The sequence below is a fragment of the Dyella thiooxydans genome, assembly GCF_001641285.1.
Classification (GTDB): domain Bacteria; phylum Pseudomonadota; class Gammaproteobacteria; order Xanthomonadales; family Rhodanobacteraceae; genus Dyella_A; species Dyella_A thiooxydans.
This window is the reverse complement of record NZ_CP014841.1, coordinates 991506-1005366: the sequence shown is the minus strand read 5'-3', so window position 1 is coordinate 1005366 and position 13861 is coordinate 991506. Positions and strand designations below refer to the sequence as shown.

Below are 13861 nucleotides of genomic sequence, written 5' to 3'. Positions count from 1 at the left end.
ATGGCCGGTCTCAGCGGCGCGAAGGGCCTGGTGGTCGGCATCGCCAACCAGCACAGCATCGCGTGGGGCTGCGCGCGGGCCCTGCGTGCCGCCGGCGCCGAACTGGCCGTGACCTGGCTGAACGACAAGGCCCGCCCCTGGGTCGAGCCGCTGGCGCAGGCGTTGGAAGCGCCCCTGCAGATGTCGCTGGACGTGACGCAGCCGGGCCAGCTCGAGTCGGTGTTCGACGCAGTGAAGCGGCGCTGGGGTCGGCTGGATTTCGTGCTGCATTCGATCGCCTTTGCGCCGAAGGAGGATCTGCACGGCCGCGTCACCGACAGCTCGCGCGACGGCTTCCTGCGCGCGATGGACATTTCCTGCCACTCGTTCATCCGCATGGCCCGGCTGGCCGAGCCGCTGATGGACCGGGGCGGCAGCCTGCTGACCATGAGCTACCTCGGTGCCGACGAGGTGATCGACCACTACGGTTTGATGGGGCCGGTGAAGGCCGCGCTGGAATCGTCGGTACGCTACCTGGCCGCCGAACTCGGCCGGTCCGGGATCCGCGTCAATGCGATCTCGCCCGGGCCGCTGGCGACACGCGCCGCCTCCGGCATCGAGCAGTTCGACCAGTTGCTGCGCGAAGCGGTGCAACGCGCGCCATTGCGACACCCCGTGGATATCGACGACGTCGGCAGCCTGTGCGTGTTCCTGGCCAGCGACGCCGCCCGCTCGATCACCGGCGACACGCTGTACGTGGACGCCGGCTACCACATCCTCAACTGAACGGAAGGGAACGAAGGCCACGCCACACGCTCTCAACCCTCGAATGGCCGCACGGATTGTCATGGAGCGCGGCCACCTTTGCGGACGACCGCCGGTATCGCCCGCCAGGATGACGTCGGGATGCCGGCCTTACGCCAACCGCTTCATCACGAGCGAGGAGATGAACATGAGCATCGACACCAACCTTCCCATGGAGCTGTACAAGGCCAACGTCCAGCTCTGGTTGAACATGGGTCTGTTGCTGCAGGAGGCCCGCCAGCAGTGGGCCGACCTCGGCGACAAGACGCTGGAGGACGACGTGGAAGAAACCCGCAAGGAGCTGGAGGAACTCTCCCACGCCAGCGACTGGAAGGACCTGGGCAACCTGCCCGGCAGCACCGCATGGCGCCGCATGCAGAAGCGCGTGGGCGACGCCCAGGCGTGCACCGAGACCGCCATCGCCGAGCAGACGCGCTTCGTCGCGGGCATGCAGCACGCGCTGGCGGACTGGCAGAAGTCGCTTACCCGTGCGGTCAGTGACGCCGGCAAGTCGATCCCCATGGGCGTGCCGATGAACGGCGCCGTGCCCGACTTCGGCGCGCTGATGGCGATGTTCACCCCGCCGGGCGCCGGTTCTGCGACGAAATCCGCAGGCAAGGGCAAGAGCCATGCAAACTGACCATACCGCCGTGGTCACCGGCGGCATGGGCTGCCTGGGCGAGTCGATCGCCCAGGCCTTGCACGATGCCGGTTGCCGCGTGATCGTCACCCACTCGCCCGGTCGCAGCGACGTGCAGTCGTGGCTGGACACGCATGCCGCCCAGGGACGCAAGTACCTGACCTACGAGATGGACGTGACCGATGCGGACTCGTGCGCGGCGTGCGCCGAACGCATCCTTGCCGACGGCCACACCGTGGACATCCTGGTCAACAACGCCGGCATCACCCGCGACGCCAGCTTCCGCAAGATGCAGAAGGTGGACTGGGACGCGGTGATGCACACCAACCTCGATTCGCTGTTCAACGTCACCAAGGCGTTCGTCGAGGGCATGATCGGCGGCGGCTGGGGGCGCATCGTCAACATCGCCTCGGTCAACGGCTCCAAGGGCGCCTTCGGGCAGACCAACTACGCCGCGTCCAAGGCCGGCATGCACGGCTTCACCAAGTCGCTGGCGCTGGAACTGGCGACCAAGGGCGTCACCGTCAACACGGTGTCGCCGGGCTACCTGCAGACGCGCATGGTGGCGGCGGTGCCCGAGGAAGTGCTCAAGACCAAGGTGCTGTCCCAGATCCCGATGGGCCGGCTGGGCCGCACCGACGAGGTGGCCGCCCTGGTGGCCTTCGTCTGCAGCGATGCGGCCGCGTTCATGACCGGGGCGAACCTGGCGATGAACGGCGGCCAGCACATGGCCTGAATCCCTCCACGGACCCAAGGAGCGCGTCCATGCCCGACACCCCCGCCGTTCCCGCCGGCCCGCCCGGCGACACCGACGACATCCACTTCATCCGCAACCGCACGTTCGACGAGATCGCCGTCGGCGACACCGCGGTGATCGACCGCACGCTGACGGCGGCGGACATCCAGCTCTTCGCCGTGATGTCCGGCGACGTCAACCCGCAGCACCTGGACCCGGACTTCGCCGCCTCCACCCGCTTCCACGGCGTGATCGCCCACGGCATGTGGGGCGCGGCACTGATCTCGGCCGTACTCGGTACCCGCCTGCCCGGCCCCGGCACGATCTACCTGTCGCAGACGCTGAAGTTCCTCGCCCCGGTGCACATCGGCGACACGCTGAGCATCCGGGTCACCGTGCGGTCGAAAGACGAAGCGCACAAGCGCCTGGTGCTCGACTGCAGTTGCACCGACCAGGCCGGCCAGCGAGCGATCGAGGGCGAGGCCGAGGTACTGGCGCCCACCGAACGGATCGTGCGGCCGCGGGCGACTCTGCCGGAGGTCCGCCTGACTGGCGGCACCAACGGCGTGAAGCGCCTGCTCGACTACGTGCGTCCACTGGGCTCGATCCGCGTGGCGGTGGTGCACCCCTGCGACGAACCCAGTCTCGGCAGCGCCATCGACGCCCGGGTTGCCGGGTTGATCGAGCCGGTGCTGGTGGCCCCGCGCGAGCGCATCGAGGCGGTGGCAAGCGCAGCGGGCTTCGACCTGGCCGGCATCGCCATCGAGGACGTTCCACACAGCCACGCCGCCGCGGCCCGCGCGGTGGAGCTCGCCGCCACCGGCGAGGTCGACGCGCTGATGAAGGGCAGCCTGCACACCGACGAGCTGATGGGCGCGGTGGTCGCCGCCGGCAGCGGCCTGCGTACCAAGCGGCGGATCAGCCATTGCTTCGTGATGCAGACGCCGGCCTACCCGCGGCCCTTCATCATCACCGACGCGGCAATCAACATCACCCCGACGCTGGAGGAAAAGGCCGACATCATCCGCAACGCCATCGATCTGGCCCAGGTGATCGGGGTGGCGCAGCCGCGCGTGGCGATCCTCGCCGCGGTGGAGACGGTCAACCCGCACATGCCGGCCACGCTGGATGCGGCGGCGCTGTGCAAGATGGCCGACCGCGGACAGATCGAAGGCGGCGTGCTGGATGGCCCGCTGGCGTTCGACAACGCGGTGTCGGTGGCAGCGGCGCGGATCAAGGGCATCGTCTCGCCGGTGGCCGGCCAGGCCGACGTACTGGTGGTGCCGGACCTGGAGAGCGGCAACATGCTGGCCAAGCAGCTCGAATACCTCGGCGGCGCGGCCAGTGCCGGCATCGTGATCGGCGCGAAGGTCCCGATCGTGCTCACCAGCCGTGCCGACTCGCGCGAATCGCGCATGGCCTCCTGCGCGGTGGCGCTGCTGCTGGCCCACCGTTACCGGACCCATCCGCTGTGAGTGCCTTCCCCATGGCGAAAGCGGCGGGCGACCTGCTGCTGGTGCTCAACTGCGGCTCGTCGAGCATCAAGTTCGCGCTGTTCGACGCGGCGATCTCGCCGCTGCCGCGCCAGCCGGCCTGGAGCGGCAAGGTCGAGGGCATCACCGGGGCGGCACCGCGCTACGAAGCCTCCGGCGAGCCCGACGCGACGCTGGCACTGGATGCCGACGATCCGTACACCGGCGCCCTGATGCACATCCGCGAGCGCCTGCAGGCCCGGCTCGGCGAGCGCCGCCTTGGCGCGGTGGCGCACCGCGTGGTGCACGGCGGCAGCAAGTATTTCGCGCCGGTGCAGGTGGATGCCGCCGTGCTGGCCGACCTGCGCAGCTACATCCCGCTGGCGCCGCTGCACCAGCCGTTCGCACTGGAAGCGATCGAGGCGCTGCTGGGGCTGCATCCGGAGCTGCCGCAGGTCGCCTGCTTCGACACCGCCTTCCACCACACCGTGCCGAAGGTGGAGCAGATGCTGCCGCTTCCGCGCGAACTGTGGGACGAAGGGCTGCGCCGCTACGGTTTCCATGGCCTGTCCTATGCCTACATGGCCACGGTGCTGGCCGAACGCTACGGCGACGGCGCCCGGGGCCGCACGATCTGCGCCCACCTCGGCAGTGGCGCCAGCCTGTGCGCCATGCACGGGCTGCGCAGCGTCGCCACCACGATGGGGTTCTCCGCGCTGGACGGCCTGATGATGGGCACCCGTTGCGGCGCGCTCGATCCCGGTGCCGTGCTGTACCTGATGCAGGTCCGTGGACTCGGCGTCGATGCCGTCGGCCACATGCTCTACCACGACTCCGGACTGCTCGGCGTGTCGGGGGTGTCGGGCGATCCGCGCGAGCTGCTGCCCCGCGAAGGCGAAGCCGCCGTCGCCGAGGCGCTGGCCCTATACGTGCGGCGCATCGTGCGCGAGATCGGCGCGCTCACCGCCGTGCTCGGCGGGCTGGACATGCTGGTGTTCACCGCCGGCATCGGCGAGCACAACGCGGTGATCCGCGAGCGGGTCTGCGATGCGCTCGGATGGCTGGGCGTGGCGCTGGACACCCGCGCCAACGCGGCGCACGCTGCGGTGGTGTCCGGCCCGGAGAGCCGGGTACGCGTGGCGGTCGAACCGACCAACGAAGAGTGGATCGCCGCGCGTGCCGCGCTCGAACTGATGCAGGGCTGATCCGTTCCGGATTGATGCCAGTCAACTCCCGCAGTGCACCGATGCCCGACCATGGGACATCGCATGCGGGTGGCGCGTCCACCCTGGAGAACGAGAGCTTCTTTCATGGCCGGGATGCACGAGGGACAGGTCACGGCAGTGCGCGGCGCAGTGCTCGACGTGCGCTTCGCGCAGCCGCCGCTGCCGGCGGTCGGTGAAGCCCTGCATGTGCTGCGCGACGACGGCACGCCGCTGCTGGTGGAGGTCACCTCGCAGCTTTCCACGACAGATGTGCGCGCGATCGCCCTGCAGTCCACCGAGGGCATCGCCCGCGGACTGCGCGTGCAGGCCCAGGGGCAGCCGCTCGAGGTGCCGGTCGGCCCGGCCGTGCTCGGCCGGCTGCTCGACGTTACCGGCCAGCTCGGCGACGACGGCCCCGCCTTGCCCGCCGACGTGCCACGCCGCCCGATCCACCGCGCGCCACCTCCGCTGTCCGCACAGAGCGGCACCAGCACCCTGTTCGCCACCGGACTGAAGGTGATCGACCTGCTCACCCCGCTGGTGCAGGGCGGCAAGGCAGCGATGTTCGGTGGCGCCGGCGTCGGCAAGACGGTGCTGGTGATGGAGCTGATCCACGCGATGGTCGAGCGCTACCAGGGCATCTCGGTGTTCGCCGGCGTCGGCGAGCGCTCGCGCGAGGGTCACGAGATGCTGCTGGACATGCGCGATTCCGGCGTGCTCGACCACACCGTGCTGGTCTACGGCCAGATGAACGAGCCACCCGGCGCGCGCTGGCGGGTGCCGTTCACCGCGCTGACCATGGCCGAGCACTTCCGCGACGAGCGAAAGCAGAACGTGCTGCTGCTGATGGACAACATCTTCCGCTTCGTGCAGGCCGGCTCGGAGGTCTCCGGCCTGCTCGGCCGCCTGCCTTCGCGGGTCGGCTACCAGCCCACCCTGGCCGACGAGGTGGCGGCGCTGCAGGAACGCATCGTCTCGGTGGACGGCGTGGCGGTCACCGCGATCGAGGCGGTGTACGTGCCGGCCGACGACTTCACCGACCCGGCAGTCACCGCGCTGGCCTCGCACGTGGACTCGATGGTCGTGCTGTCGCGCGAGATGGCCGCGCAGGGCATGTACCCGGCGATCGACCCGATCGCCTCCTCCTCGATCATGCTCGACGCCGACCTGCTCGGCGAACGCCATGTGCACATCGCCACCGAGGTGCGCCGGGTGATCGAGCATTACCGGCAACTGCAGGACGTGATCGCCCTGCTCGGCGTCGACGAACTCGGCGCCGACGACCGCCGGCAGGTCGAACGGGCGCGCCGGCTGCAGCGCTTCCTGACCCAGCCGTTCGCGGTCACCGAAGCCTTCACCGGCATGCCCGGCCGCAGCGTGGCGCTGGCCGACACCCTGGACGGTTGCGAGGCGATCCTGCGCGGCGACTGCGACGGCTGGCGGGAGAGTTCGCTGTACATGGTCGGCACACTGGCCGAAGCCCAGGCCAAAGAAGCCGCCGCCACGAAGGCTGCGGCATGACTGACCACCTGCACCTGATACTCACCACGCCGCAGCAGGTCGTGCTCGACCTCAACGACGTGACCGCCGTGCGCGGCGAGGACGCCAGTGGCAGCTTCGGCATCCTGCCCGGCCATGCCGACCTGATCACCGTGCTGGTACCCACCGTGCTGCGCTGGCAGCGTGCCGGTGGGGAAAAGGGTTACTGCGCGCTGCGCGGCGGCGTGCTGCGGATGAGCGAAGGCGGGCAGCTGCACGTGGCCTGCCGCGGCGCCGTGCGCGGCGACCAGCTCGACACGCTGGAGAACACCGTACGCTTGGCGCGCGCCGACCAGGCCGATGCCGACCGCCGCGCCCGTGTCGAGCAGATGCAGCTGCACGCCCGCGCCGTGCGCACGCTGCTGCGCTACCTGCGGCCTGGTCCGCGGAACGTCGCACCATGACGACACCGCCACCCGAGCCTCGCAGCACAGAGGGCCGCGACCCGGTCGCCACGGCCGCCCGCCGTGCCCGCCAACGCGACGAAGCGAACCGCGACGATCCCGCCACCCCGGCCAGCATCCGCCTGGCGCAGATCGGCGTGCTGGGCTGGACCATCGTCACGCCGATCCTGCTCGGCCTGCTCGCCGGCCACTGGCTGGATCGCTGGCTGCGCACCGGCGTGATGTTCGCCGCCGCCCTGCTCACGGTTGGTGCGGGGCTGGGGATGTGGTTCGCCTGGCGCTGGATGCACCGTCAATGAGGAACCCAAGATGATCCTGTCGCTTGCTTCGCTTCCGTTCGCTCCGGCAATCGGCATCGGCCTGCTCGGCGGTGGCCTGGTCGGCCTGCTCCACTTCGTCGGGTTGCGCTACACCGTGCGCCTGCTCGCCACCGGCCGCACCGGACTGGCGCTGGCATCGCAGGGGCTGCGCGTGCTGGCCAGCGCCCTGCTGCTGGCGGCGCTGTTCCACTTCGGCGTAAGCGCCCTGCTGGCCGGGTTCGTCGGTTTCCTGGTGGCACGGCAGGCGCTGCTGCGTGATGGCGCCGCCGGCGGCAACCCGCCATCACCGACTGGAGAGCCGGACGCATGATCGGCTCGCCGCTGCGCACCGAGACGCTGTTCCACCTCGGGCCGGTCCCGGTCAGCACCGCCGTGGCGGTGACCTGGGGAATCATGGCGCTGCTGGTGATCGGCGCCTGGCTGGCCACCCGCCGGCTGTCGTTGCGTCCCTCGCGCACCCAGGCCGTGCTCGAGTTGCTGGTCGAGACCATCGACGCGCAGATCCACGACACCATGCAGGTGGACCCGGCACCGTACCGTCCGCTGATCGGCAGCATCTTCCTGTTCGTGCTGGTCGCGAACTGGTCGGGCCTGGTGCCCGGTATCGAACCGCCCACCGCCCACCTGGAAACAGACGCCGCGCTCGCCGGCATCGTGTTCTTCGCCACCATCTGGTTCGGCCTGCGCGCCCGCGGCGTACGCGGCTACCTCGCCACCTTCGCCGAGCCGGGCTGGCTGATGGTGCCGCTGAACCTGGTCGAGCAGATCACCCGCACCTTCTCGCTGATGGTGCGCCTGTTCGGCAACGTGATGAGCAGCGTGTTCGTGGTCGGCATCGCGCTGTCGCTGGCCGGGCTGATCGTGCCGATCCCGTTCATGGCGCTGGACCTGCTCACTGGCGCCATCCAGGCCTACATCTTCAGTGTGCTGGCGATGGTGTTCATCGGCGCCGCCGTGCACCCCGCCCCGCCCTCGCGCGCGCCGGACGCGCCCGCATCTTCCGATCGGAGAGACCCGTCATGAACGACCTGATTCCCGTTGTCAGCATCCTCGCCGCCGCACTGTCGGTGAGCTTCGGCGCGATCGGCCCGGCGCTCGCGGAAGGCCGTGCGGTGGCCGCCGCGATGGATGCGATCGCCCGCCAGCCCGAATCGGCCGGCACCATCTCGCGCACGCTGTTCGTCGGCCTGGCGATGATCGAGACGATGGCGATCTACTGCCTGGTGGTCGCGATCCTGCTGCTGTTCGCCAACCCGTTCCTGAAGTGAGCGGCGACCTTCGATGAAAATCGACTTCTGGACGCTGGCGCTGCAGGCGATCAATGCGCTGGTCCTGATCTGGCTGCTGTCGCGCGTGCTGTACCGGCCCGTGGTGCAGGCGATCGCGCGACGGCGCGAGGCGGCCGCCAAGCTGCTGGCCGACGCCGAAGCCGAACGCGACCGCGCGCGCCAGGCCACGGCGGCGGCACAAACGCAGCAGGCCGAGCTCGCCGCCGGGCGCGAGGCGGCGATGAAGGCCGCGCAGACCGATGCCGAAGCGGCACGCACCCGTCTGCTGGCCGCCGCGCAGACCGAGGTCGACACCCTGCGGCAGCAGGCGCAGGCCGACCGCGACAAGCAGCTCCTCGCACAGCAGCATGCCGACGAACAGCGCGCGGCCGCCCTGGCCATCGACATGGCCGGGCGCTTGCTCGACCGCCTGCCCGCCTCGGCCCGCGTCGCCGGCTTTCTCGACGATCTGGTCGCCTCGCTGCGGGCGCTGCCGGATTCGCAGAAGCAGAAGCTGGCCGATGCGGCGACCCCGCTCGCACTGGTGGCGCCGCGCACGCTCGAGGCGGGCGAAAGGGACCATTGCACACAGGCGATCCAGCAGGCCATCGGCCGCGCTGCCCCACTGCCGACCATGGTCGATCCGAACCTGATCGCCGGGCTGGAACTGCGCAGTCCCGACCTGGTGGTCAGCAATCACCTGCGCGCCGACCTCGCCCATCTCCAGCACGAGCTGACCCATGCCGACGGACACGCCTGACGCCACCGCCGGCGACTGGCTGCGCCGCAGCCGGGATGTCGTCGCCCGGGCCCGACTCGGCGTGCGCTCGGTCGGCCTGGGTCACGTGGTGCGGATCGCCGACGGCATCGCCATCGTCTCCGGCCTGGCCCAGGCCCGGATGCACGAGCTGCTGCGCTTCCAGCACGACCACATGGGCTTCGTGCTGTCGCTGGACGAGGACACGCTGGCCGCGGTGCTGCTGGACGATGACGGCAGCGTGGAGGCCGGTTCGGAAGTACTGGGCACCGGCGAGGTGCTGCGTGTACCGGTCGGCCCGGGCCTGCTCGGCCGCGTGCTCGACCCGCTGGGTCGCCCGCTGGACCGCGACGAGCCGGTGGCGGCCGCGGACCACCTGCCGATCGAGCGCCCGGCCCCGGCGATCATCGAGCGCGACCTGGTCAGCGAGCCGGTCGCCACCGGCGTGCTGGTGATCGACGCGATGTTCCCGATCGGCCGCGGCCAGCGCGAGCTGCTGATCGGCGACCGCGCCACCGGCAAGACCTCGCTGGCGGTGGACGCGATGATCAACCAGAAGCACTCGGACATGGTCTGCGTGTACGTCTCGGTCGGCCAGCGCGCGCATGCCGTGCAGCAGGTGATCGAGGCGGTGCGCGCGCATGGTGCGCCGGAGCGCACCATCTTCGTGGTCGCCTCGGCGTCGGCGTCGGCCGGCCTGCAGTGGGTGGCGCCGTTCGCCGGCTTCAGCATCGCCGAGTACTTCCGCGACCGCGGCCAGCACGCGCTGATCGTGATCGACGACCTGACCAAGCACGCCGCCACCCACCGCGAGCTGGCCCTGCTCACCCACCAGCCGGCCGGCCGCGAGGCCTATCCCGGCGACGTGTTCTACCTGCATGCCCGCATGCTCGAACGCGCCGCCAAGCTGTCATCCGCCAGGGGCGGCGGTTCGCTCACCGCGCTGCCGATTGCGCAGACCGAGGCGGGTAACCTGGCCGCCTACATCCCGACCAACCTGATCTCGATCACCGATGGCCAGATCGTCTTCGACACCTCGCTGTTCGCCGCCGACCAGCGACCCGCGGTGGACGTCGGCCTGTCGGTCAGCCGGGTCGGCGGCAAGGCGCAGCCGCCGGTGCTGCGCGAGGTGGCCGGCCAGCTGCGGCTGCAGTATTCGCAGTTTCTCGAACTGGAGCTGTTTACCCGCTTCGGCAACCTCAGCGACACCCGCGTCAAGGCGCAGATCGCGCGGGGCCGGGCGATCCGCGCCCTACTCACCCAGCCGCGCTTCGCCGCACAGCAACTGCCGGAACAGCTCGCCCAGCTCGCCGCGCTGGACGACGGCGTGCTGGACGACCAGCCCGCCGACCTGATCGCCGAGCTGCGCCGGCAACTGCCGGCCCGCCTGGCCGAGGGACAGCCGATACCGATCGGCGACGCACTGGATCCGTCCACCCGCAACGCGCTGGTGAAACGGGTGCGCGAACTGGTCGCCGGCATCGCCGCCGCCAAGGGGGCGCAGGCATGAGCGGACAGCTGGCCGAAGTCGCGGCGCGACTGGACTCCACGCGCCAGCTGGGCAGCGTGATCTCCGCGATGCGGGCGATCGCGGCGAGCCGTTCGCAGCAGGCGCGACGCGAGCTGGAAGCGATCCGCCTGTATGCCGCCACCATCGGCCAGGCCATCGACCAGGTACTCGGCAGCTTGCCGTCCGGCCGGTCCGTCGCTGCGCCAGCCGCACCCGGCGACGGCGTCCTGGTGGTCGCGCTGTGCGCCGAACAGGGTTTCGCCGGCAGCTTCAACGAGCGCGTACTCGATGTCGCCCTGCCGCTGGCCGACAAAGCCAACAGCCGCCTGTTCATCGTCGGCGACCGCGGCCTGATGGTGGCCGGCAACCGCGGGCGCACACCGGCCTGGAGCGTGCCGATGGCCGCCCATACCGACGAGGTCTCCGCACTGGCCGACCGGATTTCCGATGCGATCTATGCGGCGCTCGCCGCGCGTGGACCAGGCCGGGTGCTGCTGGTGCACGGCAGCCCGGGCGAAGGCGAGGAGCAGAGCATCGAGCAGCGCCGGCTGCTGCCGTTCGACTTCGGCCGCTTTCCCGCCCGTCTCGCCGATGGCCAGGCGCCGCTGATGAACCTGCCGCCGACGATCCTGCTCGAACAGCTCGCGGTCGAATACGTGCATGCCGACCTGTGCGCGGCGCTGATGCTGTCCTACGCGGCGGAAAACCAGGCGCGCATGCAGGCGATGATCGCCGCCCACGGCAATCTGGAGCGCACCGAAGCCTCGCTCACGCTCGAGTTTCAGCGCGTGCGCCAGGAAGACATCACCGACGAGATCCTTGAGCTTTCCGCCGCCCGGACCTGACCACCCCCGATCGCAGCCACCGTGCCGCGACCAAAGGAGCCGCACTTGAACCACCGCCGCCACTGCCCGCCGCCTCCGCCCCACAAGCGCCGCACGCCGCTGCCTTGGGAGCATCCCAAGGCACACGCCGAAGAACCGCAGGTCGACGAGCGGCTGCGCGCGATCATGCAGCACCCGTCGTACCGGGAAGCGGACAGCGATACGGCTTTCCTCCACGAGGACGCCGCGCGCGGCGTTCGCCTGCAGGTGGACTACCTCAAGGCCGAGCTGGTGCTCGCCGCACACGGCATCGAGCGCACGGTGCTGGTCTACGGCAGCACGCGCCTGCGCGAGCCGGAGACGGCAAAGCGCGAGCTCGCCTCGGCGCGGGAAGCGGCCGGCTCGCGGCCCGACGACCCGGCCACCGTGCGCGCACTGCAACTGGCCGAGCGGCGGGAAGCCCTGTCGCGCTACTACGAAGTGGGGCGCGAGGTCGGCCAGCGGGTCGGCCTGGCCGGCATTCCCGGCCTGGCCATCCTCACCGGTGGCGGTCCCGGTGCGATGGAGTCGGCCAATCGCGGCGCGTGCGAGGCCGGCGCGCAGACGGTGGGCCTGAACATCGCGCTGCCGCGCGAGCAGTATCCGAACCCCTACGTCACGCCGGGGCTGTGCATGCAGTTCCACTACTTCGCCATGCGCAAGCTGCACTTCATGAAGCGGGCAGTCGCCATCGTCGCCCTGCCCGGCGGCTACGGCACGCTGGATGAGGTGTTCGGCGCGCTGACCCTGATCCAGACCCGCAAGAGCGCGCCCATTCCCATCGTGCTGGTCGGCGAGGACTACTGGCGCCGCGTGTTCGACGTTGATTTCCTGCTCGAGTCCGGCAGCATCGACGAGGAAGACCGCGACCTGTTCTGGTACGCCGAGACCGCCGAGGAAGCCTGGCAGGGGATCCTCGACTGGCATGAACGCAACGGCAGCCCCCTGCTCCCCTCCACTGCCACGGATGCACGCCCATGAAAATCTCCTTCCACGGCGCCGACCGCGAGGTCACCGGCTCGTGCCACCTGCTCGAGGCCGCCGGCAAGCGGATCCTGGTCGACTGCGGCATGTACCAGGGCAGCCGCGAACTGGACGAGCAGAACGGCGACGATTTCGGCTTCGATCCGGCCTCGATCGACATACTGCTGCTGACCCACGCCCACCTGGACCACTGCGGTCGCATCCCGCTGCTGGTCGATCGGGGGTTCTCCGGCGAGATCATCACCACCGCAGCCTCGCGCGAGCTGGCGCGGCTGGTGATGCTGGACGCCGCCGGTCTGCAGGAAGCCGATGCCGAGCGCCGCCAGCGACACGCATGGCGTCGCGGCGACAAGGACGGGCAGCCGCTGTACACCACCCTCGACGCGCTCAACGCGATGGACCGCTTCGGCCGCGTCGCGCGCTATGGCCAGCCGATCGAGCTCGCGCCGGGCCTGACCGCCACCTTCCATGACGCCGGGCACATCCTCGGCTCGGCCAGCATCCGCATCGTGCAGGAGGGCGACGGCGGCCGCTCGGTGATCTTCTCCGGCGACCTCGGCAACAGCGGCCGGCCGATCCTGCGCGATCCGCAGCCGCCGCCGCATGCCGACGCGGTGGTGATGGAAACCACCTACGGCGACCGCCTGCACAAGCCGCTGGGGCCCTCGGTGGAGGAGCTGTATGCCGCGATCACCGACACCTTCGCCCGCGGCGGCAACGTGGTGATCCCCACCTTCGCGCTGGAGCGTGCGCAGGAGATCCTCTACTACCTGCGCGCCGGCGTGGAGAGCGGCCGGCTGCCGCGCACGCTGCCGGTGTTCCTCGATTCGCCGATGGCGATCTCCGCCACCGAGATCTTCCGTCGCCACACCGAATGCTACGACCCGAAGGAACGTGCCCTGTTCGCCCAGGGCGGCGATCCGTTCGCCCTGCCCGGCCTGCGCTTCACCCGCGAGACCGCCGACTCGATGGCGCTGAACCGGATCCGCGGCGGCGCGATCCTGATGGCCGGCTCGGGCATGTGCACCGGCGGGCGCGTGCGCCATCACCTGCGGCACAACCTGTGGCGCGAGGATTCCAGCGTGGTGTTCGTCGGCTACGCCGCCTCCGGCACGCTGGCGCGCATCCTCATCGATGGCGCGAAGTCGGTGCGCCTGTTCGGCGACGACATCCCGGTACGCGCCCATCTGCACACCATCAACGGCTTTTCCGCACACGCCGATCGCGACGAGCTGCTGGCCTGGCACACGGCGATCAAACCGGACAAGACCATCCTGGTGCACGGCGACGAGCGGGTGATGCAGGCGTTCGCCACCCGGCTGTCCGCCACCGAGGTGCACATGCCCGGCAACGGCGACGCCATCACCCTCTGACGATCAT

General features: G+C 70.3%; 16 protein-coding genes. All 16 read left to right on the top strand.

Annotated elements, in window-relative coordinates:
* The 16 genes from fabI to ATSB10_RS04600 all read left to right on the top strand — a co-directional run bounded on the left by fabI (position 1) and on the right by ATSB10_RS04600 (position 13854).
* On the top strand, positions 1 to 765 hold the full coding sequence (gene fabI, locus ATSB10_RS04675; protein WP_205631093.1) for an enoyl-ACP reductase FabI: 765 nt from the start codon (positions 1 to 3) through the stop codon (positions 763 to 765).
* 166 nt (positions 766 to 931) lie between these two features.
* Complete coding sequence (locus tag ATSB10_RS04670) at positions 932 to 1423, top strand: phasin family protein (RefSeq protein WP_157469056.1); 492 nt, start codon at positions 932 to 934, stop codon at positions 1421 to 1423.
* On the top strand, positions 1413 to 2159 hold the full coding sequence (gene phbB / locus ATSB10_RS04665) for an acetoacetyl-CoA reductase (protein WP_063670878.1): 747 nt from the start codon (positions 1413 to 1415) through the stop codon (positions 2157 to 2159). The genes ATSB10_RS04670 and phbB overlap by 11 nt, the downstream gene beginning before the upstream one ends.
* Before the next feature lie 29 nt (positions 2160 to 2188).
* A complete protein-coding gene (locus ATSB10_RS04660) occupies positions 2189 to 3634 on the top strand; it encodes a bifunctional enoyl-CoA hydratase/phosphate acetyltransferase (protein WP_063670876.1) in 1446 nt (481 codons plus the stop codon).
* A gap of 11 nt (positions 3635 to 3645) precedes the next feature.
* On the top strand, positions 3646 to 4836 hold the full coding sequence (locus ATSB10_RS04655; protein WP_063670875.1) for an acetate/propionate family kinase: 1191 nt from the start codon (positions 3646 to 3648) through the stop codon (positions 4834 to 4836).
* Between the two features lie 114 nt (positions 4837 to 4950).
* Positions 4951 to 6357, top strand: coding sequence for a F0F1 ATP synthase subunit beta (atpD, locus tag ATSB10_RS04650; RefSeq protein WP_205631125.1), 1407 nt, complete (start codon positions 4951 to 4953; stop codon positions 6355 to 6357).
* Positions 6354 to 6779: a F0F1 ATP synthase subunit epsilon gene (locus ATSB10_RS04645; protein WP_063670873.1), complete on the top strand. Its 426-nt coding sequence runs from the start codon at positions 6354 to 6356 to the stop codon at positions 6777 to 6779. Before atpD ends, ATSB10_RS04645 begins: the two co-directional genes overlap by 4 nt.
* Entirely contained in the window at positions 6776 to 7078 is a 303-nt protein-coding gene (locus ATSB10_RS19230) for an AtpZ/AtpI family protein (protein WP_063670871.1), read from the top strand. Before ATSB10_RS04645 ends, ATSB10_RS19230 begins: the two co-directional genes overlap by 4 nt.
* Positions 7079 to 7088: 10 nt before the next feature.
* On the top strand, positions 7089 to 7409 hold the full coding sequence (locus ATSB10_RS04635; protein ID WP_063670870.1) for an N-ATPase subunit AtpR: 321 nt from the start codon (positions 7089 to 7091) through the stop codon (positions 7407 to 7409).
* Positions 7406 to 8122, top strand: coding sequence for a F0F1 ATP synthase subunit A (locus tag ATSB10_RS04630; protein ID WP_205631092.1), 717 nt, complete (start codon positions 7406 to 7408; stop codon positions 8120 to 8122). Before ATSB10_RS04635 ends, ATSB10_RS04630 begins: the two co-directional genes overlap by 4 nt.
* A complete protein-coding gene (locus tag ATSB10_RS04625; RefSeq protein WP_063670868.1) occupies positions 8119 to 8367 on the top strand; it encodes a F0F1 ATP synthase subunit C in 249 nt (82 codons plus the stop codon). The genes ATSB10_RS04630 and ATSB10_RS04625 overlap by 4 nt, the downstream gene beginning before the upstream one ends.
* A 13-nt stretch (positions 8368 to 8380) precedes the next feature.
* Complete coding sequence (locus ATSB10_RS04620; protein WP_063670866.1) at positions 8381 to 9127, top strand: F0F1 ATP synthase subunit B family protein; 747 nt, start codon at positions 8381 to 8383, stop codon at positions 9125 to 9127.
* Positions 9108 to 10634: a F0F1 ATP synthase subunit alpha gene (locus ATSB10_RS04615; RefSeq protein ID WP_063670864.1), complete on the top strand. Its 1527-nt coding sequence runs from the start codon at positions 9108 to 9110 to the stop codon at positions 10632 to 10634. Before ATSB10_RS04620 ends, ATSB10_RS04615 begins: the two co-directional genes overlap by 20 nt.
* Complete coding sequence (locus tag ATSB10_RS04610; RefSeq protein ID WP_063670862.1) at positions 10631 to 11479, top strand: F0F1 ATP synthase subunit gamma; 849 nt, start codon at positions 10631 to 10633, stop codon at positions 11477 to 11479. The genes ATSB10_RS04615 and ATSB10_RS04610 overlap by 4 nt, the downstream gene beginning before the upstream one ends.
* A gap of 45 nt (positions 11480 to 11524) precedes the next feature.
* Entirely contained in the window at positions 11525 to 12478 is a 954-nt protein-coding gene (locus ATSB10_RS04605) for an LOG family protein (RefSeq protein ID WP_063670860.1), read from the top strand.
* Positions 12475 to 13854 carry an MBL fold metallo-hydrolase RNA specificity domain-containing protein gene (locus ATSB10_RS04600; RefSeq protein ID WP_063670858.1) on the top strand — a complete coding sequence of 460 codons (1380 nt, stop codon included), beginning with the start codon at positions 12475 to 12477 and terminating at the stop codon, positions 13852 to 13854. The genes ATSB10_RS04605 and ATSB10_RS04600 overlap by 4 nt, the downstream gene beginning before the upstream one ends.
* Positions 13855 to 13861 lie beyond the last annotated feature (7 nt).